The organism is Anaeroglomus insulsum (assembly GCF_050689095.1).
Lineage (GTDB): Bacteria > Planctomycetota > Phycisphaerae > Sedimentisphaerales > Anaerohalosphaeraceae > Anaeroglomus > Anaeroglomus insulsum.
In genome coordinates, this window is the sequence record NZ_JBOGCL010000003.1 from 123,182 (window position 1) to 147,118 (window position 23,937).

Annotated in this window: 25 protein-coding genes; 10 read left to right on the forward strand and 15 right to left on the reverse strand. The window is 52.5% G+C overall.

From position 1 onward, the window contains the following. Window positions 1–31: 31 nt before the first annotated feature. From ACQ9LF_RS04140 to ACQ9LF_RS04165, 6 genes are all read left to right on the forward strand, one after another. Window positions 32–2,377, forward strand: coding sequence for a beta-L-arabinofuranosidase domain-containing protein (locus tag ACQ9LF_RS04140; protein WP_462488107.1), 2,346 nt, complete (start codon window positions 32–34; stop codon window positions 2,375–2,377). Between the two features lie 149 nt (window positions 2,378–2,526). Continuing rightward, complete coding sequence (locus ACQ9LF_RS04145) at window positions 2,527–3,717, forward strand: MFS transporter (protein ID WP_462488108.1); 1,191 nt, start codon at window positions 2,527–2,529, stop codon at window positions 3,715–3,717. After that, window positions 3,704–4,471: a PHP domain-containing protein gene (locus ACQ9LF_RS04150; RefSeq protein ID WP_462488109.1), complete on the forward strand. Its 768-nt coding sequence runs from the start codon at window positions 3,704–3,706 to the stop codon at window positions 4,469–4,471. Before ACQ9LF_RS04145 ends, ACQ9LF_RS04150 begins: the two co-directional genes overlap by 14 nt. A gap of 20 nt (window positions 4,472–4,491) precedes the next feature. After that, complete coding sequence (locus tag ACQ9LF_RS04155) at window positions 4,492–4,980, forward strand: shikimate kinase (RefSeq protein ID WP_462488245.1); 489 nt, start codon at window positions 4,492–4,494, stop codon at window positions 4,978–4,980. Between the two features lie 361 nt (window positions 4,981–5,341). Next, window positions 5,342–6,208 (forward strand): lysostaphin resistance A-like protein, encoded by an 867-nt coding sequence (locus tag ACQ9LF_RS04160; RefSeq protein ID WP_462488110.1) that lies wholly within the window; start codon window positions 5,342–5,344, stop codon window positions 6,206–6,208. A gap of 207 nt (window positions 6,209–6,415) precedes the next feature. Next, window positions 6,416–7,126, forward strand: coding sequence for a hypothetical protein (locus ACQ9LF_RS04165; protein ID WP_462488111.1), 711 nt, complete (start codon window positions 6,416–6,418; stop codon window positions 7,124–7,126). A gap of 57 nt (window positions 7,127–7,183) precedes the next feature. Here ACQ9LF_RS04165 and ACQ9LF_RS04170 read toward each other — a convergent pair whose 3' ends face one another. The 8 genes from ACQ9LF_RS04170 to ACQ9LF_RS04205 all read right to left on the reverse strand — a co-directional run bounded on the left by ACQ9LF_RS04170 (window position 7,184) and on the right by ACQ9LF_RS04205 (window position 14,371). Then, on the reverse strand, window positions 7,184–7,948 hold the full coding sequence (locus tag ACQ9LF_RS04170) for a sulfite exporter TauE/SafE family protein (RefSeq protein WP_462488112.1): 765 nt from the start codon (window positions 7,946–7,948) through the stop codon (window positions 7,184–7,186). Further along, the gene (locus ACQ9LF_RS04175) at window positions 7,945–8,655 is read right to left on the reverse strand and encodes a ubiquinone/menaquinone biosynthesis methyltransferase (RefSeq protein WP_462488113.1); all 711 of its coding nucleotides are present in this window, start codon (window positions 8,653–8,655) and stop codon (window positions 7,945–7,947) included. The genes ACQ9LF_RS04170 and ACQ9LF_RS04175 overlap by 4 nt, the downstream gene beginning before the upstream one ends. Before the next feature lie 2 nt (window positions 8,656–8,657). Beyond that, window positions 8,658–9,335 carry a lysostaphin resistance A-like protein gene (locus tag ACQ9LF_RS04180; protein ID WP_462488114.1) on the reverse strand — a complete coding sequence of 226 codons (678 nt, stop codon included), beginning with the start codon at window positions 9,333–9,335 and terminating at the stop codon, window positions 8,658–8,660. Then, window positions 9,332–10,264 carry a 1,4-dihydroxy-2-naphthoate octaprenyltransferase gene (gene menA / locus ACQ9LF_RS04185; RefSeq protein WP_462488115.1) on the reverse strand — a complete coding sequence of 311 codons (933 nt, stop codon included), beginning with the start codon at window positions 10,262–10,264 and terminating at the stop codon, window positions 9,332–9,334. The genes ACQ9LF_RS04180 and menA overlap by 4 nt, the downstream gene beginning before the upstream one ends. 8 nt (window positions 10,265–10,272) lie before the next feature. After that, complete coding sequence (gene truD / locus ACQ9LF_RS04190) at window positions 10,273–11,511, reverse strand: tRNA pseudouridine(13) synthase TruD (protein ID WP_462488116.1); 1,239 nt, start codon at window positions 11,509–11,511, stop codon at window positions 10,273–10,275. A 75-nt stretch (window positions 11,512–11,586) separates the two neighbouring features. Then, a complete protein-coding gene (gene hemW, locus ACQ9LF_RS04195; RefSeq protein ID WP_462488117.1) occupies window positions 11,587–12,756 on the reverse strand; it encodes a radical SAM family heme chaperone HemW in 1,170 nt (389 codons plus the stop codon). After that, window positions 12,753–13,661 (reverse strand): CDP-alcohol phosphatidyltransferase family protein, encoded by a 909-nt coding sequence (locus tag ACQ9LF_RS04200; protein WP_462488118.1) that lies wholly within the window; start codon window positions 13,659–13,661, stop codon window positions 12,753–12,755. Before ACQ9LF_RS04200 ends, hemW begins: the two co-directional genes overlap by 4 nt. After that, window positions 13,658–14,371: a phosphatidylserine decarboxylase gene (locus tag ACQ9LF_RS04205; protein WP_462488119.1), complete on the reverse strand. Its 714-nt coding sequence runs from the start codon at window positions 14,369–14,371 to the stop codon at window positions 13,658–13,660. Before ACQ9LF_RS04205 ends, ACQ9LF_RS04200 begins: the two co-directional genes overlap by 4 nt. Window positions 14,372–14,540: 169 nt before the next feature. Between ACQ9LF_RS04205 and ACQ9LF_RS04210 the strand changes: the two genes are divergently transcribed. Then, complete coding sequence (locus ACQ9LF_RS04210; RefSeq protein ID WP_462488120.1) at window positions 14,541–15,155, forward strand: hypothetical protein; 615 nt, start codon at window positions 14,541–14,543, stop codon at window positions 15,153–15,155. Between the two features lie 10 nt (window positions 15,156–15,165). Here the strand turns inward: ACQ9LF_RS04210 and ACQ9LF_RS04215 are convergent, their stop codons facing one another. Both ACQ9LF_RS04215 and ACQ9LF_RS04220 read right to left on the reverse strand, forming a co-directional pair. Further along, the gene (locus ACQ9LF_RS04215; protein WP_462488121.1) at window positions 15,166–15,507 is read right to left on the reverse strand and encodes a hypothetical protein; all 342 of its coding nucleotides are present in this window, start codon (window positions 15,505–15,507) and stop codon (window positions 15,166–15,168) included. An 18-nt stretch (window positions 15,508–15,525) separates the two neighbouring features. Then, window positions 15,526–17,250, reverse strand: a complete 1,725-nt coding sequence (locus ACQ9LF_RS04220) for a hypothetical protein (RefSeq protein WP_462488122.1) — start codon at window positions 17,248–17,250, stop codon at window positions 15,526–15,528. A gap of 156 nt (window positions 17,251–17,406) precedes the next feature. Between ACQ9LF_RS04220 and ACQ9LF_RS04225 the strand changes: the two genes are divergently transcribed. Continuing rightward, window positions 17,407–19,353 (forward strand): sialate O-acetylesterase, encoded by a 1,947-nt coding sequence (locus ACQ9LF_RS04225; RefSeq protein ID WP_462488123.1) that lies wholly within the window; start codon window positions 17,407–17,409, stop codon window positions 19,351–19,353. Window positions 19,354–19,467: 114 nt separating this feature from the next. Then, a complete protein-coding gene (rnhA, locus tag ACQ9LF_RS04230; protein ID WP_462488124.1) occupies window positions 19,468–19,920 on the forward strand; it encodes a ribonuclease HI in 453 nt (150 codons plus the stop codon). Here the strand turns inward: rnhA and ACQ9LF_RS04235 are convergent. From ACQ9LF_RS04235 to ACQ9LF_RS04245, 3 genes are read right to left on the reverse strand one after another with little or no spacing between them, the layout of a single operon-like run. Beyond that, window positions 19,917–20,726 (reverse strand): metal ABC transporter permease, encoded by an 810-nt coding sequence (locus ACQ9LF_RS04235; protein WP_462488125.1) that lies wholly within the window; start codon window positions 20,724–20,726, stop codon window positions 19,917–19,919. The two genes, rnhA and ACQ9LF_RS04235, sit on opposite strands and share 4 nt — an antisense overlap. Beyond that, a complete protein-coding gene (locus ACQ9LF_RS04240; protein ID WP_462488126.1) occupies window positions 20,723–21,490 on the reverse strand; it encodes a metal ABC transporter ATP-binding protein in 768 nt (255 codons plus the stop codon). Before ACQ9LF_RS04240 ends, ACQ9LF_RS04235 begins: the two co-directional genes overlap by 4 nt. A gap of 41 nt (window positions 21,491–21,531) precedes the next feature. Continuing rightward, complete coding sequence (locus ACQ9LF_RS04245; protein ID WP_462488127.1) at window positions 21,532–22,503, reverse strand: metal ABC transporter substrate-binding protein; 972 nt, start codon at window positions 22,501–22,503, stop codon at window positions 21,532–21,534. 101 nt (window positions 22,504–22,604) lie between these two features. Between ACQ9LF_RS04245 and ACQ9LF_RS04250 the strand changes: the two genes are divergently transcribed. Continuing rightward, entirely contained in the window at window positions 22,605–23,003 is a 399-nt protein-coding gene (locus tag ACQ9LF_RS04250; protein ID WP_462488128.1) for a Fur family transcriptional regulator, read from the forward strand. 152 nt (window positions 23,004–23,155) lie between these two features. Here the strand turns inward: ACQ9LF_RS04250 and ACQ9LF_RS04255 are convergent, their stop codons facing one another. Both ACQ9LF_RS04255 and ACQ9LF_RS04260 read right to left on the reverse strand, forming a co-directional pair. After that, on the reverse strand, window positions 23,156–23,719 hold the full coding sequence (locus ACQ9LF_RS04255; protein ID WP_462488129.1) for a methylated-DNA--[protein]-cysteine S-methyltransferase: 564 nt from the start codon (window positions 23,717–23,719) through the stop codon (window positions 23,156–23,158). Window positions 23,720–23,734: 15 nt separating this feature from the next. After that, window positions 23,735–23,929 (reverse strand): DUF6485 family protein, encoded by a 195-nt coding sequence (locus ACQ9LF_RS04260; RefSeq protein ID WP_462488130.1) that lies wholly within the window; start codon window positions 23,927–23,929, stop codon window positions 23,735–23,737. Window positions 23,930–23,937: the final 8 nt, after the last annotated feature.

Genomic DNA, 23,937 nt, shown 5'->3' on the forward strand with positions numbered 1-23,937 from the left:
CTGTCGAAGGTATCAGAAAAGGAATGCGATTATGAAAAAGAATATCGTGATTTGTGTGCTGATGGGGCTGCTGGCTGAAAGCTGGGCGGTGGTGGCTGAAAGTACACAGCCGAAGATAAAGATAGCCCCCAAGACGCCGATTGAAGCGTATGCCTTCAATTTACATGATGTTCGGCTGCTGGATGGCCCCTTCAGGGCGGCCATGGAGCGTGATGCGATCTATCTGTTGACGCTGGAACCGGATCGTCTGCTGGCGTGGTTTCGCAAAGAGGCCGGACTGGAACCCAAAGGTGAAGTCTATGGCGGATGGGAGTCACAGGGGGTGGCCGGCCATAGTTTAGGTCATTATCTGTCAGCATGTGCGCTGATGTATGCCTCCAGCGGGGATGAGCGATTTAAGGATCGTGCCGCTTATATCGTCGATGAAATGGCCTTGTGTCAGGATAAAAACGGCAATGGCTACGTGGCGGCGATTCCCGGCGGCAAAAAATGCTTTGAGGAGATTGCGCGGGGTGATATCCGTTCTCAGGGTTTTGACCTGAACGGCCTGTGGGTGCCCTGGTATACCATTCACAAGGAAATGGCAGGGCTTCGCGATGTTTACCTGCTGTGTGACAATGCAAAGGCCCTGGAGGTCTGGAAGAAATTTACGGACTGGGCTTACGCTGTGACCGACAAACTGACCGAGGCTCAGTGGCAAACCATGCTGGCCTGTGAACAGGGCGGGATGAAAGAAGTGTGTGCAGATCTGTATGCCGTTACCGGCGATGAAAAGTACCTGACGCTGGCAGAACGGTTTACGCATAAATTCATCATGGATCCCCTGAGCCGCAAAGAAGACCGGTTGGCCGGAGTGCATGCCAATACCCAGGTGCCCAAAGTGATTGGCGCTGCCCGGCAGTATGAGCTGACCGGCAGCGACTATTATAAAACGATTGCCGAGTATTTCTGGGATCGCGTTGTGCATTATCACAGCTATGTCAACGGCGGCAATAGTGCCGATGAACATTTCGGCCAGCCCGGCAAACTCAACGACCGGATGCATGATACCACCGAGACCTGCAATACCTATAATATGCTCAAGCTGACAATGCATCTGTTCAGCTGGCATCCGACGGCGGAGCTGGGCGATTATTATGAGCGGGCACTCTATAATCATATCCTGGCGCACCAGCACCCCGCCACCGGGATGTTCAAGTACAAGGGCTTTCTGGATATGCCGGCTCGCAAGCATTTCAGCGATCCGTTTAATTCGTTCTGGTGCTGTGTCGGGACGGGGATGGAAAACCACGTCAAGTACGGCGAAAGCATTTATTATCACAAAGGCGATACGCTGTATGTCAATCTGTTTATCGCCTCCGAATTGAACTGGCGGGATAAAGGCCTGAAGGTCAAACAGGAAACCGGCTTTCCCTACAGCGATACAGTCAAGCTGACCTTCAGCGGTGACAAACCGGTCAAAGCTGCTGTGCTGATTCGCAAGCCGTACTGGACTGAAGGGATGACTGTCACGGTTAATGGCAAGGCTGTCGATGCGCCAGTCAATGCAGCAGGTTTTGCTGTCCTCGAGCGGGACTATGCCGACGGGGATATGATCGAACTGCGACTGCCGATGAAGCTGCATATCCAGAGCATGCCGGATAACCCCAATCGCATTGCTTTTTTATATGGTCCCACCCTGTTGTGTGCCGATTTGGATGACAACCAGCCCACGCCGGCATTGTTGGGGACGTATGATGACCTGCTAAAAGCCTGCAAGCCTGTAGCCGGCAGGAAGATGGGATTTGAGGGCAGGGGGATTGCACGTGTGCTGGGTGCTGATGGATGGAAAGCGGTTGATATTCGGCTGATTCCTCATTTTGAGGTGGCTGACCAGCTTTACACGGTGTATATGGATATCTTTACGCCGGAGCAGTGGGAAGCCAGGCAGGCAGAATATCAGGAACAACTGCGGCTTCAGAAAGAACTGGAAGCTCGAACCGTGGATGTCCTGCTGATTGGTCAGATGCAGCCGGAACGTGACCATAATCTGGATGGTGACAAGACTGGTATCGGCGAACATCTTGGCCGCAAATGGCGTCATGCCACAGATGGCGGATGGTTTGCATTTGATATGAAAGTCGTGCCGGATACGCCATTGGTGCTCAGTGTGACGTACTGGGGTGGTGACAATAACAGAATATTTGACATTCTGGTGGATGATGCTAAACTGGCCACGCAGCAGCTTAATAACGACAAGCCCGGCCAGTTTATGGATGTCCAGTACGATATTCCGGCTCAGATGGTGAAGGGTAAGGAGAAAATCCGAATTAAATTTGCTGCTCACCCCGGCAATTTCGCTGGCGGTATTTTTGACTGCCGTATTCTGAAGAAATAATGCGGAAAATGGCGGGTTTCAAAGCGGTCCCAGTATGAGGGGGCCGCTTTTTTTATGCGCCTGCTGTATGGGCGGGGCCGGATGAATGCTGTTGCGTAACGTCCAGTTATGGATTAAAATGCTCTCTTTTGGTTTAAAGAGAGTATCCTATGAACATGGAAACAAGCGGTATAAAAACGAGACAATGGACCTTGTTAGCGGCTTTAACGGCCGGGCATTTTGTGGTGGACTGTTTCCCCGGTACGATGCACACCATCCTGCCCAAGGTGCAAAGTGATTTTGCGTTTAATTTGTCGGCAGGGGCGTCTTTGCTGATGTATTTTTTGCTGGCGGCTAACGGAATTCAGGTGGTTATTGGTCATTTACGCCCCGAAAAGACCCGCCCTTTATTCCTGTATATTGGATTGGCTTGTTCGTTATGTCTGGGGGCATTTATCGTGCTGCCTCGGGAGGCGTCGTCATTCTGGCCGGCCGTAGTGATTCTGTTTATCTGCGGGGCGGGTGTCGGGATGAGTCATCCGGAATTTATGCGGGCGGTGCATACGCTGGATGGAATTTCGCCGGCGGTCAGCACGTCGATTTTTATGGCCGGCGGGGTTGCGGGCTTTGCGTTTGGCGGCTGGGCAGCCACGGCGATGGTGCAGCGGTGGGGATTCGAGATGCTGTGGCTGTTTTGTATGATGTCTATTTTGACCATGGTCCTTTTGTGGTCGTTGCGAGTCCGTCTGGCCTGCGAAGGGGACCATGCCGCTCGAAAAGAATCCCCGGCTCCGCAGGTGTCGTTCTGGCCGGTGTTTGTGATGGCGGTGCTGGGGGGGAGCTCGTCATCGGTGGTGGTCTGGGCTGTGCCGCAGACGCTGGCGAAATTCGGATTTGAGTTAAACTTCGGCGGCTATTCAGTGATGCTGTTCAGTCTGGCCGGCGGTATCGGCGGGATTGTCGTTTCGCGGCTGGCCGCTCGCAAAGGGGAACTGGTTACGTGTCTGTGGATGCTGCTGGCCGGTATTCCGTTTGGTTTTTTATATGCCGAGGCGGTGACGTATCGCTGGGCGTCATGGCTGATTGCATTGCTGGGGCTGTTGTGTTATGGTGCGTACCCGCTGATGGTCAGCATGGCCCGTCAGGCCGGCGGGGCAAACCTTGGCCAGCGGATGGGATTTATCATCGGCGGGACATGGTTAATTACCAGCTTTGTACCGCGACTGCTGGCGCCGGTGGCCGAACGATGGGGATTGAAAGTGATTCTGCTGGCGGCACCGCTTGGGTATCTGGCGGCGGCGATTCTGGCGGGGTATTTGTGGATTCAGATAAAACGGAAAAAACAGCATGATGCGATATGATTTTCACATTCATACTGAATATTGCGGCCACGCGCCCGGGATGACGGTGGAGGCGATCTGCCGCCGGGCGGATGAATTGCAGTTGGACTGCATTGCCATCACCGACCATATTTATCATGATGAGTCGGCGGGGCATATCGATAAAATCCGGGATGATTTTTCGAAAGTTGCCTGCTCGGTGCCGGTGACGATTGGAGCCGAGGTCGATGTGGATTCCGATTTTACCGATGGGCGGCTGGCGTCGGAGCGGATTGACGGTATCGATTATATCATCGCGGGCTTTCATTATGTGCCGACGGTGGGCAATTATCCGTGGAAGCCGGAGCATTGCAGCCTTGATGCGGCAACCTTTATGCGGGTCTGGGAAACGACGCTGCTGGGTGTGGTGTCCAATCCGCGGGTTCATACGCTGGCCCATCCGGGGCGACTGCTGGCGGCGGCAATGGGGCCTAAGGTCAACTGGGCTGCGGCGATGGAGGTGTTTAAGAAGGCTGCTAAGCAATCGGCAAAGACCCGTGTTGCCTGGGAAATCAACGAACTGACCGGCCAGCGGCTGTCGGCGGAATTCAAGGCCCGCTGGCATGAGATTTATGAAATTGCTCTGGATGCCGGGGTCAGGTTGATTTTCGGTTCCGATTCGCATGAGCCGCAGTTGATTGCACAAGCCCCGTTTTCAGAGCAGCTTTTATCTCGTCTTCCGGCCGGAAGCCTGTCAACCCCGCAGGAGATTTTGGAGTGGAAAAAGACCCCGTGAAAAATATTGTTCTGATCGGAATGCCGGGTGCTGGCAAAAGCACGGTGGGGGTGCTGTTGGCCAAAGTGATGGGGCGGGAATTTGTCGATACCGATTTACTGATTCAGGCTGGCGAGAAGGCGACGCTGTCGGAGCTAATCGAACGTCATGGGCTGGCAGGTTTTTGCGATATCGAGCGCCGATATGTTGAGGCTGTTGATGTCCGCAATGCGGTTATTGCCACCGGCGGCAGTGTCGTCTATTACGAGTCGGCCATGCGGCATCTCAAGGAAAACGGCATTGCGGTCTATCTGGAACTGCCGCTGGAAGGGTTGAAAAAAAGGCTGACGGATATCGTTGGGCGAGGCGTAGTTATTGAGCCGGGCGAGACGCTGGAAAGTCTGTTCATCAAACGCTGGCAGCTTTATGAACAATATGCCGATATCACCATCTATACTGAAGGCCTGACCCATGAACAAGTTGTCGGCCAGATAGTCAACCAGTTGGAACACTTTCAACAGATGGGGTAAATCAAGCGTCGACGTGGATTTGGATAGTGTTTTGAGGACGATATTGTTGTCCTGGAATGAATATAATGTGGCTGAAGTCTGGTATTCGCCTGAGGTTCCTGAGTTGTTACTGTGTGATTTGATGCCGTAAAAGGTATTTTCGTATAATCATTAGGCCGAAAATGACAACAGGCCAATACAAACGAACAGTCTCAGGTTTAACCCTCCAAAATAAGCTTTACTCTTTCCTGTCTTCACAACATCAGGTTTTATATATCTATAATCAGAGCGATTTTGTTAGGCCAACAAGCAGATGTCGCTTTACAATAGCGAGTTCGGTGGAGTATAAAGACGTGTCTTTAGCGATGTGTATAAGATAAAAATGATAGAAATACTATATAATTATGTGTTTGTGGCCCAAGTGGACGTGGAAGCAATTCTGGGCACGGTGATGACGGTGGTATGTCTGGCAGGCGTGGGCGTGCTGATCCGTTGGCAGGTGCAGACGCCGGGATTGAGTGCACTGGCACATTGTCCCGTCCGCCGGACTCGGCTGCCGCTGTTTTTCCCGTTTTTGCAGTTGTTTGTCTGGCTGGTGGCGGCGATGTTATGCGGGGAATTGGTTAAAAAACTGCTGGCTTCACGTCCCGAAGCGACGATTCATTTTGTGCAGTATGCGGTATTGACGGTGCTGGATATCGGATTACTGGCGTTTTTTTTGCTGGTGGCAAAGTTTGGATTTGTACGGGGATTACGGGGATTCGGATTAAATTGGCGAAAGATCCCCAAGGATTTAGGGTGGGCCACCGTGAATCTGGCGGCGATTTATCCCATCGTGTTGCTGGCATTATATCTGACGGTGGCGGCAGGCAAGCTGTTTGCAGGGCCGGAGTTTGAGCTGCAAAAACATCAGACACTTGTGGAGATGAATCAGACCAATCCGCTCTGGATGCAGGTGCTGCTGGTGGTGTTTGCGGTGGGGATTGTGCCGGTGTTTGAGGAGGTTCTTTTTCGCGGGCTGATTCAATCCACGCTGACAGCGCATCTGCCCAGCCCGTGGATGTCGATTGGTATTACATCGGCCTTATTTGCGGGACTGCATTATGGAACCCATTCGGTCGGCATTTTTGTGCTGGCCTGCTGTCTGGGGTATGCCTATGAACGAAGCGGCTCGCTGTGGCGGTCGATATTTATTCATGTTCTATTTAACAGTATCAGTGTGGCGGGAGCCTTGTTTTGGGGTGTCTAAGAGGGTCTGCAAATTATTTTCATGGATTTTTAGGGGAAAATAGGGATAGCATTTTCTGTTTCCGTTTTGCTATAGTCCTACATTGACGCAGGTTCAGTGAAGGATACGGAGCGGTTGAGGATTTGATGTCTGTTTCTTTCATGTCTTTATAACCCTGGGATATCGTATTCTGGGGTAGTCTATCCTTATTCAGAGTGGAGGTCTTCTATGAAGTCTGTGTGTGTCTGCATGGTGATGTTGGCGATGAGTGTCTCAGGAATGGCAGCGATGACGGTGCTTCAGGATTTTAATACGGTAACATCAGAGGCATTGCTTGGTCAGGGATTTAATGTAACCGGGGGGTTATGCCAGATGGGTTACGTCACTGGTAAGAATCCCCGGGTTGGATTTACCTTGAACGAGTCTGCTTCTTTTGGGGAATTGCTGTCCGGTGAGGTGAAGTTCAATAAACCGGATGGCAGTGTAGCCGATCCATATGTATTTTTCCTGGTGGATACCAATAAAAATGGAGCCGCGGATATCGCTCAAGCAAGTAATGATTATCTGTTTATGCTGATTAATCCAACCTATAGCGAGCCTGATAATAACGGCTGGACAAAATTGTCTTTCGATTTAAATTCGACATTCAGCAGATCGACGAGTATGGACTCACGGTCAGGGACAATAAAATTGCTCAGCGAATGGCTGGTTCAATATGGTGATTGTCAGATCTTAAGGTACTATGTTGGTTATAACCTGCAGGTTGGGGGCACCGGCAGATGCGATGTGGATGACCTGCAGTTCAAATACGGGACGCCGGATCTTGAGCCTGATCCTGAAGAGCCTGTGCCGGCGACGGTTCCAGTGCCGGGTGCAGTCGTTTTGGCTTCACTGGGGCTGGGTGTTGTCCGCTATTTGCGAGGCCGCGGGCGAATTTGACATGGCTTGATTTCAGATTGTTACGCAGGCAGGATAGCAATATCCTGCCTGTTTTATTTAGTGGGACAGAAGAAGTTTGACGGCGGCCGCGGCGGTCAGAGCCGTAACGACGATTTCAAAGACTTTCTGGGGAAGTTTATTGAGCAGCCAGACGCCCAGCAAAGCCCCGATGGCAATGGCTGGAAATGTGGCGGCGTCGATGATGAGGGATTGTTTGTTCATGAAGTTCTGGCCGGCGCTGAAGGGGACTTTGAGCCAGTTGAGCAGGAAGAAATACCATGCGTTGAGGCCGACGAAACGTTTTTTGTCCAGCCGCAGCGACAGGAGATAGAACGTCATGACAGGACCGGCGGCATTGGCGAGCATGCTGGTGAAGCCGGCCAGGGAGCCAAACACGCCGGCAATGGACCAGTGGGTACGGACCGCGTCGAGGTTCTGGCGTGTGCCGGCCGGAAGAAGACTGGAGGCATAGCGGCCGGCCAGCATGACCAGCACGACGATACCAATGAGTTTGGCCAGCAGGATGTCATTGACGGATTTCATCAGTGCGGCCGCCGCCAGGACCCCAGCAAGGGTGCCGGGCAGCAATTGCAGGATAAGGTTCCATTGGGCGGAATAGCGGTAATAAATGGCCGCGAAGAGGTCGGCGGTGATGAGCATACCCAGCAGGATGCCGGTCGAGGCGCGAGCGGGAAAGACCATCGCCATCAGCGGCACGACTAAGATGCCAAAACCCGGCACCCCTGTCTTGGCGATGCCGATGAGCAGGCCGCACACGAATAACAGCAGCCATTGAGTTCCAGTCAATTCAGATAGTGTCATAGTGGTCCTTTTTTGGCAGTATGGATTCGCACGGTTCCCATGGTCAGCGAGCGAACGATGATGTCTTGAAAGCCGGCCAGACGTAACTGAGCGGTCAGGTCAACGCTTTCCCAGTGACGGATCGAAGCGGCGAGGTAATGCCAGGGGGTCGGATCGCCGGCGATCCATCTGGCCACCAGCGGCATGATTCGGCACAGGTAAAACAGATAAAGCCTGCGGGACAAACCCGGTTGGGGCAGGAAGAATTCAAGGATGCACAATGTGCCGCCGGACTTGAGCAGGCGGTGAGATTCCTTCAGTACCGCAGGCAGGTCCTCAACGTTGCGAAGGCCAAAGGCACAGGTGATGCGGTCAAAAGAAGCGTCGGGCAGGCCGGTGTTTTCGGCGGAGGCACAATGCCATTGTATGGTGGTTCGGGTGAAAGCATATGCTGCAGCTTTTTGCGCAGCGATGGCCAGCATGGGCTTGGCGATGTCGCAGCCGAGAATGGAGTGAGCCTGGCCGGTTTTGGCCAGGGCAAACGTCATATCGCCGGTGCCGCAGCACAGGTCCAGTGCAGAATCGATGGGGCTGTCACAGGCGATGGCGGCAGCCTTGCGTCGCCAGGCGAAATCCAGCCCGAAGCTAAACAAGTGATTGCACAGGTCGTAATATCGGGCGATGGCCGAAAACATGGGTTCTGTGTTGGGAGTATTGGATTGTGTCATGATCAGCGGATTGGGTACAGGACAAAGATGATGACATCCCAAACGGCATGGCTGAGGATGGCGGGCCAGAGGCGTTTTCGCCAGGTGTATAACAAGCCCCAGAATCCGCCGCATAAAGCCGCTGCGGCAATGAGCATCAGATTCAATGAGGCTGTATGAACGAGCGTATAGATGGCCGTTGCGGCGACAAAGCCGACGAGCATTCCATAGCGGCGGCAAAGGCGTTCCTGCACAAAGCCTCGCCAGAAGATTTCTTCGGCGGGGCCGATCCACAAAGCCAGCAGCAGAGCAATCGGCAGCGGGGAGGTGCCTTCGCGGAGCTGATAGATCAGGTTCACCTGGACTGCGGCGAATCCGAATAATAGCCGGGCAATGTGGTAAGCAATGTAAAAGCCTGCGTATAAGACCAGCGGGCTGAGTCCTCCGACGGCCAAATCCATCCAGAAGCCTCCGCGTGCCGGAGCAGCCAGGAGATTGTCAATGGCCTTCCATAAGCCGGGCAAAGGGGTAATCAAAGTTGGTTCGGGCCGGCGTGTCCGTTGGAGAATAAGGGCGCTGACAGCCAGCAGACCGGATGACAAGGTCATCATCGGCCAGAAAGACAAATACGCCCGGGTGGGGCCGAACATGGCTGTCCAGAGAACCATCGCTGCCAGACATAAAATCAGTACTGCTTTCATCGCATCACTGCTCCGACGACCAGAGACAGAATCAGCAGGACGCCGAACGCCAGATGCAGTTTGGCCGTCTGAATATCGAGGGTGGCAATCGGAGCAGGAGTATTGGGTGGACTCTGCAGGGCACTTCGTGTGGGAAGATAAGCCAGGGGGAGGGTGCCCAGGACAATCAGACTCAGCATGGGCAGGATACCAAGACTGCATAGCAGAATCACGATCAGATACGCGGCGATATTCAGTGCAGTATATTCGAACCGTGCGAGACGATGACCCAGCAGCCCTGCGGTGGTGGTGATGCCGGCCTGTGTGTCATGGAGAATGTCGCGGAGATTGTTGCCGCTGAGGATAGCTGCAACGAGACAACCGACCGGCAGGGAGATCAGCAAGACATGATGATGGTATGTGCCGGTCAGGACAAAATAAGCACCAATGACCATCAGCGGTCCCATGAGAACAAAGACCATCAGATCGCCAAGACCGAAGTATTTATAGCCGATGGGGGTGGCGGTATAAAAGAGTCCGCCCAGGATGCCGATAAGGCCCAGCATCAGAATCGGCCAGCCGCGGAGATAAATGAATATCAGGCCGATGGCGGCGGTCAGGGCAAACAGGACGAACCCGCCCAGCAGGACTTGTCGCGCCGACAGCTTGCCTTCAACAATAACCCGGCTTCCGCCGAACGTATAATCCTGGTCAACGTGTTTGATATAATCGAAATAGTCGCTAACGAGGTTGGTGGCAGCGTGAATGGTTACAGAGGCAATGATAATCAGCGGCATCAGCCTCCAGTCAGCAGCGGTTCCTTCGTAGAGACTCCACGCCGCACCGAGAAGGACTGGCACAATTGACGCGGTCAGGGAAAACAGGCGTATCGCCTGCAGCCAGATTGCCGCGGTATGAAGGATTCTATGCTGGGTAGTGATGGTGGTCATGGGATGTCCTAGGCAATGTCAGATTTGGTAATTTCACGGAGCAGGGTTGTTGCGTAACAGCCGCTATCAAGCTCGAAGGCCAATTCGAGATAGTCGCCGCGATTGTCGGTACCACAGCTAATGCGAACATCCCGCGGCTGGAACCGCAAAGCTCGGCGTCCGCCGCGGGCACCGAAGTTTTTGATTCGGCGTAAATCCTCTTCCGTGAGGGCTTGTTTGTCGAGAATCGAGTTTTCTATCTCGCCGGCGGTATCGGTCAGGCGTGTGGTTCGCATCCCAAGAAGTGGACCGGTGGGGCTGATTTCAAAGCTTTGACAGCGGGGCTGCTCGATGTCCGGCTGCTCGACACGAAAACAGGCTCCATTGTCATGCTTCATGGCCATGTCGCCCAGCAGAACAGTATCGATGCGGGGCATTCGTGCTGCGAGGACTTCATTAAACAGAGCCGATTGCCAGGCGGAAACCAGCAGATTTTTCATCGCATCGTCGAGGGCTCGGCAGGCACGTTTGAAATTGCCGCTGGTACGGACCAGTTCCTTCAGCATTCGGCGATGGTCGTGAAAGGCCTTGGGCCAGCATTCGAGGGCCTGTTCATATTTGCCTTGCTCATAGAGCCGGCGGGCTTCAATAAAGCGTTTATCGGTTTCATTGTCGGCATCGCCGAGAAACAGTCGGCAGAATTCAGTCACATCATTTTTAATCAGCATCTCGCCAAGTCTGCCGCTGTCAGCGCGGCCGCCGAAACGCTGTGGACCGAAATAATTCGGTACACCCCGGCGGATGAGTACCTCCATGATGGCCTGAGTGATTTCTTCGGCTTGTTTGACCGGGACGGACAGATTTCGCATCCGAATCATGAATTTATTGGCCGCCAGGTGGCCGACTCGGAGTTTATTGCCGTGACGGCCGATTTTGAGGATTTTAATCTGGGGACAGTTGAGGGCCAGGAGTCGATCGGGGTCGATGTGTTCGATCGAGATCCACTGGCGGGTGATAGCCTGGGCGTCTTTACGTCCTGCGTAGCCAATATCAATTCGGCGAATACCGAGAGCCGCGGCAATCCGAGCCACGGCATCATGTGTGGTCAACTGCTGTTTTTCAATCAAGGCGTAAATATGGGTTCCTTCGCCGCAGGGTTCGTAAAGAGGGACCTCCTCGACACAGAAATCTTCGGGCCGCTGCTTGATAATGCCCGAAACGCAGCCAAGATCACTGGTTAAAAACGGTAATTCAAGATTATTGATCATTCTATTGCACCTTATAGCTATCTGCCGGATGCGGCACGAATGATTGGCTTCCGGCAAAATGGTTATTGTAATTGATCACGATACAGCCGCGAAATCGCACAGGATCGAATCGGCGATACCGAGAGCGTTGCGCGTCAGCTGTAAACATCCCTGATGCCATTCCAGATAACCCTGATGCAGATGCTCGGCAATCGGGGCGGCAAACAGAGTGGTGATATCATACCCGGTTTGCTGCTGAAATTCCACAGGTTCTATCCCGACGCGAGTGCGAAGGTTTAAAACGGCGGTTTCACAGGCAAATTCGTCGGGGGTCGGTATATGCTCGTTTGCATAGGCAAATTGCCGCTGTTGAATGGCGGTAAGATAGTGCTGCAGGTCGGAAACCGTGTCGGTCCGCTTGCCCCGGAACCAGCTTGCCGCAGCGGGGCCAAGGCCGATGTAGGGCTGGTTTTTCCAGTAGCGGAGATTGTGGCGACACTCGCGGCCGGGACGAGCGAAGTTGGAAATTTCATATTGCTGGAAACCTGCGGTGGTCAGGGTGTCGATGGTGTACTCATACATCTGGCGGTCCAGGTCATCGCCGACGGGCCTGATTTGGCCGGCGGCGGTCTGGCGGACCAGCGGCGTATCACCTTCATAAGTCAGACTGTAAGCGGAAATGTGCTCGGGCTGGAGAGCAATGGCTTTGTCAATGGACTCTTTCCAGTCGGAAAGGGTTGAGCCGGGAATGGCGAAGATTAAATCCAGACCGATGTTATCAAAACCTGCGGTTCGTGCGTCGTCAACACAGTGTATGATATCCTGAACATCATGAATGCGTCCCAGAAACGTCAGTTCCCTGGGATTGAAAGACTGGGCGCCGATGGAAATGCGGTTGATGCCGCGCCGGCGGAGGTGGTTAAAGAACGCCACATCGGTCTGGCGAGGATTGACTTCGATGGTTAATTCCGCGTCGGGTTGAGTTTGTGGGCAAATCCAGTCGAGCAGGGCGTATAATAAATCCCGCTGCAAGGCCGACGGTGAGCCGCCTCCAAGAAAGACAGTGCAGAAAGGAGGATAGGGCGCATACATCTGTAATTCTTGACGGACTGCATTCAGATAATCCTGCTGCTGTTGCCGGCTGGCGGCAGTAATTGAATAAAAGGCACAGTAGCGGCATTTTTTAGTACAGAATGGAATATGAATATAGGCAGAGCAATCCGCGGGAGGATTCTGGGGGCCAAATGGAAGTGTCCTGCGGTTCATACGACATGCTGATGCGGACCAACAGGCTGCTGGAGTTTTCGTCCGAAGAGTCTGCCGAGGAATGTGTGATACCATAGCCAGCGGACAAAGCCGGTGGAGGCAAACCCGGCAAACGCAATAGCCATCGCCACCTGCAGCCCACACAAGAAGATCAGACTGAACAACACACCGGCCCAAACCAGATGGGTAATGGGTTTTTTGCCGCGGAGATACTGGTTGACTACATGCGGATAGCGAATTCGGCTGACCATAAGCGCAGCCAGGCCAATGGTGATGAAGGGCAGGGTGTGAATAATCAGCCAGCGTCCCGCTTCAAATAATAATGTATCTCTGGCGGCATCGCTGACCAGATGCTGATAAAGGATTATCAGGCTGGCCAGGACTCCGGCTGCGGCGGGAGTCGGCAGGCCGGAAAAGCTCATGTGAGCGGTTTCATCTTCGACGTTTTCGACATTGAACCGGGCCAGGCGAACGGCAGCACAACACAGATAGACAGCGGCAGCCAGCCAGATGAGGCGTTCCACAAAATCCCCCATCAGCTTGATGGATGGTGACAGAATAATCGGCAGGGTACCCATCAGAAGCTTGAAACTTAAAAATGCAGGCGCGGCACCGAAGCTGAGCATATCGCAGAGGCTGTCGAGTTGTCCGCCAAAGCTGGAGGTAGAGTGGCTCATACGGGCCAGCCGGCCGTCGAGCATGTCTGCGATCATGGCAGCATACAGCATAAAGCCGGCGGCGGCAAAGTGCTCGGGACCTTTGGCGGCCATTCCGATGGCGGCAAACCCGCAGACACCGTTAATCAATGTGACCAGCGACGGCAGCAGAGTGATATACTGCAGACGTCGGGGTTTGTTGCGGCGAAAGAAAAACCGTTTTTTTCGGGGTTGTTCGTTTCCGTTCATTCGTATCTCACCAATACCGTCAGGCCGGCCTGGACTTTGTCGCCGAGCCGGACCTGGCATTTGACGTTATCTCGGATGGGGATATAGAGTTCCGTACGCGAGCCGAATTTGAGCATGCCGAATGGCTGGCCCTGGGCCAGGGTATCCCCGGTCTTCGGTTCGCAGACAATACGGCGGGCGATGGCGCCGGAAATCTGGCGGACCATGATTTCGTCTTTGGGCTCGTCCAGGCGGGTCATCCGCACATCGTTGGATTCGTTGACACGGCCGCTGGTGGGGCTCATGGCGTTTTTAAACTGGCCGGGTTTGTATTTGATTTCGCCCACGCGGGCCGCACAGGGGGCACGGTTGATGTGGACGTTGAAAATGCTCAAAAAGATGCCAATTCGCATCGCCTTATGGGGAAATGCGGGGTCGTTTTCCACAATTTCTATATCCGTAATGGTGCCATCTGCCGGAGAGAGCATTGCTTTTGGGTCAATCGGGATGACGCGATAGGGATCACGAAAAAACGATAAAGCCCACGCCAACACAACAAAAAGGATCAGTTCCGGCAGCCAGACGCAGACGAAAGTTAAGCCTTGGCTTTGCCAGACAGACCCCGCAAAGCAGTATCTGGCAATCAGCCAATAGCCAACCATTGCCGCGGCCAGGGCCAGCGGGATGACCGCAACTTGCGGTAAACCATATTTTGTCAAAGGAATTCGCATAGTCCAGTATCATACCGCATTCGAATGGTTTCCACAAGACCGGAGTTCAAGTCTTTTTGTGTCTTCTTCTTGGGCAATCCGGCGTGTCGCGGATTTTGTTTTTGACTTTTCCAGGTAAATTTTTACAGTGATGAATCTGGTATGTGGTTGACGATCCAAAGGAGAGTTAATGGATAGTATATATTTAAATGTAAAAAAAGCCCAGGAAGCGGGGTATAAGCCGGCCTTGATTGGGCTTGCCCATAATAAAAAGCAGTGTCCGGATAAGATGTCGGTAGTGGCACAAAAGCTGGCTGACAAGGATGGCGGGCATAACAAGTTTCTGGAAAGTATTATCGTGTGGCTGGATGTGCGCGGGCCCAGGTATTTCTGGCAGGAGGCAGACACGTTCCGGCTTTCGACCAAGCAGTCCGAAAGCACAATGCATACGCTGACCAAGGAACTGCTGGAGATCAATATCGACGATGAAAAGGCGGTTCAGGCGTTTTTGAAGGATAATTTTGAACCGGATAGCTGTTCCATTGCGACGCTGAAGTGGATTTATGAGGCGGCCAAGGCGAATGACCTGATTGCAGTAAAAAAACGGCTGCCGGAAGGGTTTTTGCAGACGCGGATGTGGTGTATGAGCTATAAAACCTTGCGGAATATTATCTTACAGCGGCGAACGCACCGTCTGCCACACTGGAAGGAATTCATTCGCCAGACGCTGGAACAAGTTGACCACCCGGAACTGCTGCCGGGGCTGTCGGCCAGGGTGGACAAGAAAGACAATTGCCCAGCTTAACGTACTCAGATCAAGATAAAGAAGAACCTTTTTGCTCTGAGCAATGCTTTATATGAGTCCAGGTTGCCAAATAATCCGGGTCTTCAATTATCTCGCCGGTTGATTTAAGCGTATATATGCCGGGCTTAGCTTTTTGGATGCCTCTTGGGTCCGGCGGCAAGCAACACCGATCTTCGGAACCAGCCAATTTAATCCGAATTCCCTCCGAATTGGAAAATGTCTCAATGATACCATGCCACTGTTTACGCTCGATTAGATTTTGGTGATGATCCAGATAAGTGATCCCAACCAAAATCGTTTTTCCGATGTATTCTCCGGCCCCGCTCTCATCAAGTCGTGGTTTTCCATTCAATCTTCCTCCTGATTCAATTCACAACACATTCTGTCTTTCCCGGCTGAGATGCAAATTTCTTATGAAATTCTTGGCTGAAGTGAATGCATATTCTTTCCCACCATCGGTCAGGATGACTTTGGGGCCTGTGATGTTGAGGTGGATTGTTTTTTCGGGGTTCCGGGCGCAGAGGATGTTGGCCATAGTGATGGCTTTTTCGACGCCGTCGCCGGTGGTATAATTGGCGACTTCGTCCGGCTGGGCGAGGCGGTTGCCATCGTAAATCGAGTCATTGGGCATATCATTCAGCCATTGAAAGACCTGTTCGGGGGTTTTGTCTTTGCAGGCCTCGATACTGACCGGGCAGCGTTCCATTGCCGCCTTCAAAAACGGCTGCCAGTTGCAGGTGTCCATATCGCGATAGGCATAAAAGGCCAGGTCGGCGGTGATGCTTTTTTCGCGGAGGGATTGCAGGTAGTCGATAATCTGCTGACGCGTCCAGGTATTCAGGATGCGAATGGGTTCGTTTGGTTCGTATTGTTTCTGCTCGCCCGGCAGATTGGGTGTGATTTTCAGGAAGTCCAGCAGGTCGGCAACCAGTTTTTCAGCCTGGGGGATAAACGGTGCCAGAAACCGTGCCAGTTTGTAGCGGTCGTCGGCTTTATAGATGTCGATATTATCGTATTCAATATACGCCCGCAACTGCTCACAGCAGATGCGTCCTTCGTGCGGGTAGGGCAGATAGTCGTCGCTGAGGACCTCATCCAGCAGTTTTTCGAAGGTTTCATCGCCAATACGGAAGCGGCTGCCGTGTTCATAGCCGAACAGCACTTCGGCCTTGACAAACATGCGTTTGCCCCGCTGATGTCGGCAGAACTGAAAATACGGATGATAGGCATGATTGGCCCGCAGGAAATTAGCGAAGTTGAGCGCATTGAGAGGGGCGGTCAGAAACTCCGACAGTTTGCGGCGCAGGCGGGCAAATTCACTGGGCTGGATAGTGGCACGGTCATAGAGGCAGTGTACCCAGCCGGTGTTATGACCGACAATAGTAACTTGTTCATTCCGGATAGCACGCTGGGCCTTCATGCTGATTTCGGTGCCATTGAACCACATGGCTTTGGTGACCATCCGGCGATTGTTGCAAATGACACCGTCCTGAATGTCAATAAAGTCCTGCGAATGCAGCGGCGTCAGCACCATGAAGATATCCTCCAGCGGGATGTCACAGACGATAAACGCTGCCGCTGCATACAGAGCCGACAGCGAAACACATTCCCCGGCGCCGGTTTTGTAGCCGGGCTTGCGGCGAAAGGCGTTCATCGCCTCCACCGTTTCGGTCTTCCAGTAAGGAATGATATCACTGTCATAGGCATCAAGCCCAAAATGGCGGCGGATATCAACATCGAAATAATATTGGTCGCCCTGATAACCGAACAGGGCATTGCTGCGGGCGATCTGATCCCGGGGAATATATTTTTCGAAACGAGCAATCTCGGCATCTTTGGTGGTTAGGCCCCAGGTCTGCAAATCCAGATTGAATTCGAATTCGTCCATGATGTACTGCCGCAGCCGCATGAGTTTTCGGTAAGGAGCCTTGCCTTCCAGCTTGACAAAGCAGTCCTCGTCCCGCCATTTCCAGATGACCGGACTCATAATATTGGCCAGCACAAGGCTGTACATTAATTCCGGGAAAACAAAACATTCCATATCCGACAGGGTGATGGCGGAACTGTATTTTTCGAGGTCTTTGTGATGCAGCATAGAAACCCTTTCGATTCTGTTTTTGATATTGTACGTCTATCTGATATATTCCGCAACCGGGAAGCAGGGGCAAAAAATACTTGCCTCTGTAACAATTTGCGGTACAGTTTTATCTTATGTCATAACGAAATCAACCATTTTAACAGGAGATGCATTATGAAGAAGTGGATGACCTTAGCGTTTCTGTTATGTTTTGTGGTATTAACTTATGGCGATGTGAAGCTGCCGGCGATTTTTGGGGATAACATGGTTGTCCAGCAAAAAAGCAAGGTGGCTGTGTGGGGCTGGGCGGATGCCGGCGAAAAAGTCGAGGTCAAGGGGTCATGGATGTGGTTTGGAACCTCTGTCAAGGCCGATAAAGATGGCAAATGGCGGGTTAAGATTGGCACCCCGGCTGCTGATGGGAAACCTTTGACATTGACGATTAAGGGCAAGAACACCATCACCTTGAACAATATCCTGGCCGGCGAGGTCTGGGTTTGCTCAGGGCAGTCCAATATGGAGTTTACATTTGCGATGCTGCGGTTAGGCGACGCGATTAAAGATGAAAATAATGATAATATCCGTCTTTTTACAGTGCAAAAAAAGATTTCCCCCGTGCCGCTGGAGGACTGTGCGGGCACTTGGGAGCTAACCCGCCCCGATGTCCTGATGAACTTCAGTGCCGTGGCATATTATTTTGGGAAAGAACTGTACAACAATTTAAACGTTCCCATTGGGCTGATTAATACCAGCTGGGGCGGCACTCCGGCAGAGGCCTGGACCAGTGAAGAAGGCCTGGCACCGTTTGCCCATTATGTGGAGATGGCCAAGCAATATCAGGAATTTGCCAAAAACCCCGGAACTCTCAACGAGATGATTGCAAAGGCTGTCAGTGAATGGGAACAGAAAATTGCCGCGATCGATCCGGGTACGCAGGGCAACTGGCAGGATCCGAAACTGGATGTCAGCGACTGGAAAGAGATGGAGCAGCCGACGTTCTGGGCGGGATCGGACCTAGAACCGGTCGATGGTATTGTCTGGTTCCGTCGTGTGACGAATCTGCCGCCGTCGTGGGCTCGCAATCCGATGGAACTGCATCTGGGGCCGATTGATGATATCGATACCATTTGGGTCAATGGGATCAAGATTGGCGGAACGGTTGGATATAACAAAGAACGCAAATACGTGATTCCGACGACGGCACTGCGGGTTGGACCGAATGTGATTGCGGTGCGGGTTGTGGATACCGGCGGCGAAGGCGGTTTCAACGGCGGCAAAGAACAGATGCGCATTGGGCCGGTGGGGGCCGATGTCAAAACCTGTGCCACGCTTGCCGGCGCATGGAAGTATAAAGTCAGCCTGGCCAATCAGCCGCTTCCTGCCGCTCCGATTGTGGATGGCGGATTCAATGCCAATACCCCCACGGCATTGTTCAACGGGATGGTTCAGCCGCTGATTCCTTATGGTATTGCCGGTGTAATCTGGTATCAGGGCGAATCCAATATTGGTCGGTCGGATGAATATGCCAGGCTGCTGCCGGCGTTGATTACCGATTGGCGCAAGCATTGGAAGATTGGCGACTTTCCGTTCTATTGGGTGCAGATTGCTCCTTATGTGTATAGTGGCTCAGGCAACAGTGAATCCGCATATCTTCGTGAGGCTCAGGTCAAGGCGCTGGCGGCTGTGAAAAAGGGTGGGATGGCTTCGACGATGGATATTGGTGAGGAACGCGATATTCATCCGAGAAACAAGGTCGATGTCGGCAAACGGCTGGCGTTGAATGCGCTTGCAAAAAATTATAATAAAAAGGTTGCAGCTTTCAGCGGACCGATGTATAAATCAATGAAGATTGAAGGACAGAAGATACGGTTGTCTTTTGATTATACCAATGGAGGGCTTGTGGCCAGGGAGGGCCAGTTATCTGAGTTTGTGATTGCTGGAGAAGATAAAGTCTTTGTTCCCGCCCAGGCTGTGATAGAGGGTGATACGGTGGTTGTCTGGAGTGACCAGGTGGCCGCACCGGTTGCCGTGCGGTATGCCTGGACCAACTGGTCCACCGGCCCGCTGGGGAATAAAGAGGGCCTTCCGGCCTCATCGTTCCGCACGGATGACTGGAAATAATTCCTGCATCACGCATTTAACGCAACGGGTCTAACCATATAAAGTCATAGAATCGTGTAAAGCCTCCATGCGAGTTGTCGTGGGGGCTTTTTTTATGGTGTTGAAGGGAACTTGATGAGAGTCGTTATTTATACCGATGGCGGGTGTTCTCCCAATCCGGGGCTTGGCGGATGGGCGGCGGTGTTGATCAGCCCGGAACATAACCACTATACCAAAGAGCTGTCCGGGGCCCAGCCGGATACGACCAATAACCGGATGGAACTGCTGGCGGCGATCCGTGCACTGGAGGCATTGAAAACGCCGTGCCAGGTGGAACTGCATACCGACTCGAAATATCTGCAGCATGCCTTTACGGAAAAATGGCTGGATACCTGGCAGCGGAATGACTGGAAAACCGCGGCGAAAAAGCCGGTCGTGAATCAGGACTTATGGTGTCGATTGCTGGAGCTGACGGCGATTCATTCCGTGCGGTGGTGCTGGGTCAAGGGGCATTCCGACAATAAATATAATCAACGGTGTGATGAACTGGTCCAAAAGGCACTCGACACAGTGCGGCAGCAACATTAACGCATTTTTTTGATGAGGAAGGTCAGGACGAAGAAGGCGAAGTTGGTCAGGACGATAGTGGCTCCGGTGGGCAGGTCCGCCAGGTAAGAGACGAACACGCCGATTAAGACCGACAGGGTGGAAAACACGGCCGCCAGCAGCATGGCCAGACGGAATCCGCGGGCGATTTGCAGGGCGGTGATGGCAGGAAAAATAATCAGGCTGGAAACCAGCATGGTGCCGACGACGCGGATACCCAGGCTGATGGTGATGGCGGTACACAGGATCAGGATGGTATTGATTTTTTCAACGGGGATGCCCAGAACGCGAGCATATTCTTCTTCGAAAGCGATGGCGAACAGCTCATGGTAAAATAAAAAGACCATGCCGATGACAATCACCGATAAGACCACGCTCAGGAGGACTTCAGGCATACTGATGGCCAGGATGCTGCCGAACAAAAAACTGAATAAATCGATATTAAACCCTCGTCCAACACTGGCCAGAATAATACCGACGGCGACACTGACAGCCGAGACCAGCCCGATGGCTGCGTCGGCATAGACCTCCGCTTTGTCCGACAGCCACAGAATCCATAAGGATGCAAACATCACCACTGGAATCGAGACCCAAAGTGGTTGGGTATTCAAAAACAACCCCAGGCCTACCGCGGCCAGGCCGACATGGGCAAGGCCATCGCCAATCAGCGACAGACGCCTCAGAACCAGAAATACCCCCAGAAACGCACAGCAGCAGCCGATGAAGACGCCGCCAACCAGCGCCCGCTGGATAAAGGGATATTGAAGGGCTTCCTGAATCGTGTTCATGGTTTCTCCTTCATCGGGCAATGCTGGCCGCAAATGAGGTGCTGGGCGTGGGGGCCGAAATATCGGGTCATCTCGGGAGATGCACAGAACTGGTCGAATCCTCCGAAGAAAACCAGATGCTTGTCAAGATAGGCCAGTTTGGTGGCGAAATGGCCAATATGGCTGGCATCATGGGAAATCAGGACGATGGTTTTTCCAAACTGGGAGTTGATGTCGCGCAGGGTCTTGTAAAATTGTTCGCGGGTGGCCGGGTCGATGGCGGCGGTCGGTTCATCCAGTAAAAGCAAATCAGGGTCATTCACCATGGCGCGGGCCAGAAACACACGCTGCTGCTGTCCGCCGGACAGTTCGCCAATCAGCCGTTCGGACAGATCGCATACGCCGACGGTTTCCATGGCTTTGATTACACTGCTGTAGTCTTTGCGGAAAATGATACGTGGAAAGGACTTGGCCGACAGGATCCCGGAGGCGACGATTTCCCGAACGGTGGCCGGGAAGCCTTTGTGCAGATTGCGCGAGACCTGCGGCACGTAGCCGATTTTGTTCCACTGGGTGAATCGGCGGACATCCGTGCCGTACAGGGAAATGGAGCCTTCTGTCAGCGGCAATAGATTCAGAATAGCCTTGAACAGGGTGGTTTTGCCTGAACCGTTGGGGCCGATGATGGCGATGTAATCACCGGCGGAAATGGCCAGACTGATACTGCACAGGGCTTCAATCGGGCCGTAGCGGACACAGACATTTTTAATTTCAATCAGATTCATGCAGGTTGTGGGCAATTGTATATTGAATGTTCACAGGCTTTTTAATCCTGATATCCAAGGCCGAGTTTGAGCCGTTCAAGATTGCCTTCCATAATCTCCAGATAAGTGACCCCCTTGTCAAGCTCTTGTTTGGAAATATTGTGGGCTCCATGCAGAAGCAGGAGTTTGGCACCGGCTCCCTCGGCAATGATTTTGGCAACACGCGGCTCCAGCAGTTCTTCGTAATAAATGTAGGATGTATCGGCTTTTTTAAGTGTCTCGATCATCTCTGTGATTTTTTTGGGTGTCGGCTCGGCATTCGGCGAAAATCCTGCATATGGAGACAGGTGTTCCAGACCATAGCGGCGGGCAAAATACCCAAAGGCGAAGTGTCCGCCGTAAACAATGGTTTTCCTGCTGCATTTTTCGAGTGCTGAACGGATTTGGGCGTCCAGGGCCGACAGCTTTTCGTTATAGGTTTTGGCATTAGCCAGATAAAAGTCTTGGTTTGCGGGGTCTGTGGCCGCCAAACCATTGGCAATGGTACTGACGATTTGCTGAGCTAAAATCGGGTCAACCCAGATATGCGGGTCCTGTCCGGTGTGCTCGTGCTCATGGTTGTGAGAGTCTGGGTCTGCTTGAAGGTCGTGATCCTGTTGGTCGTCCTCGGCAAGCTGGATATTGGCACTGGCATGGATCACGGTAAGCTCTGTATTTGTAATCCCTTTAAGAATGTCTTCAACCCAGGGCTCCATCTGCGGGCCGGTATAGATGAACAGATCGGCCTTGCTGATGCGGACAATATCCCCGGGACGGGGTTCAAAGGAGTGAGGTTCGACTCCGGGTGGCAGGAGCAATGAAACGTCCGCTTTATCGCCGGCAATTTGCCGGGTGAAATCATACAGGGGAAACAACGTCGTGACAACCTGGAGTTTGCCGGGGGTGGACGGGGGGCTCTGTTTGCAGCTTGAAAAGCAAGGCAGACATAAATAAATACCTGCTCCGAACAAGAGAATCCAGACCATGTTTTTCATATTATACTCCGGGTGATATCGAGTTGTAAATGCGAATCTATTTGCAAATGATAATGCTTTTGCACTTGCACGTCAAGAGCTATTTTTGTATATATTAAGGAATGGTGAATAAAGCGGATAAAAATACTCCTCAACGGCAGGCGATTGTGCAGGTGTTTATGACTTGTCCGCAGCCTCTGCGTATTGGAGAGATTCTGCAAAAAGCTAAAACGGTTATTCCAAGTATCGACCAGGCAACGGTTTATCGCAATATCAAACGCCTGGTGGAGCAGGGTTGGCTGTTAAAAATTACTCATCCGCTGGCCGGGACAATGTATGAACGGTCCGGCAAGGAGCATCATCATCATTTTTACTGTCGTAAATGTGATTCGGTGTTTGAATTACCGGGGTGTGGTATTAACGATGAGCATGTTGTCTCGGCCGGGATGACCGTGGAGGACCACGAAGTCTTTTTTTATGGGCTCTGTCCGGAATGCTCCCAACTTCTTCAGCAAAAATAAAACTTCGATGGCCACGGTGCTGGTTTGTTTTCTTGGCGATGTAAATTCTGGAAATTACGTGTCTGTTTTCAAATTTGGGGCTTAGGGCCTTTGATGGCCCGGCAGCGTATTGTGTCATGATGGATGATAAAGTCATCGATTGCCGCAGATGGCTATCGCAATAAGGATGGCTTTGGCAGGAACCCTATTGTTCTCCTCTTGGGAGGGTTTTGAGATTCCAGATCTATCATCCATTTTTTTGTGTCAATGCCGCCGGGGGCGGAAAAGCCGCACAGGGAGCCATTCGCCGATAGCACACGATGGCAGGGGATTATCAAAGGGATGGGATTGCGGGCCATAACACCGCCGATGGCTCGGGCGGAATTGGGGGAGCCGACCTGCTCAGCTAAGTATTTGTATGTTGTTTTTTTGCCGTATTTTATCTTCATACAGGCCCGAAGGACTTTCTGGGTAAAAGGAGTCAGGCCGGACAGGTCAACCGGTGTCCTGGAAAAATCGACGCAATCGCCCTCGTAATAGGCCATAATCTGTGTCTGTAAGCCGGGCAGGAGGTCTTTGTGCAACACAGGATCGTCAATCCCGGCCAAAAGATAGTCTTCCACGGATTCTCTGGTTTTCAGCGGCAGACACGTCCGCAACACACCTTTTTCGGTGCAGCAGAAACCGAAATACCCCCGCTTGGTTTTGAAAACGGTGTATTTAATGTCCTCTATCATTAAGGCCTGTTTTTCTCACAGTTTCCATGCTTTTGCGAAGGCCTCAAAGCTGCGGTCGAAGGTTTTTTCCACCGCCGGCGGAAAGCAGCAGCCAGGCAGTTGCCGCATTTTCAGGTGATATTGAAGGCAGTCGCAGCAGACTCCCTTGTTGGAACAGGGGTCATACGTACAGGTACAGCGCGTCAGGTTTTTCTGTTTTTTGCATTCCATAAGCATAT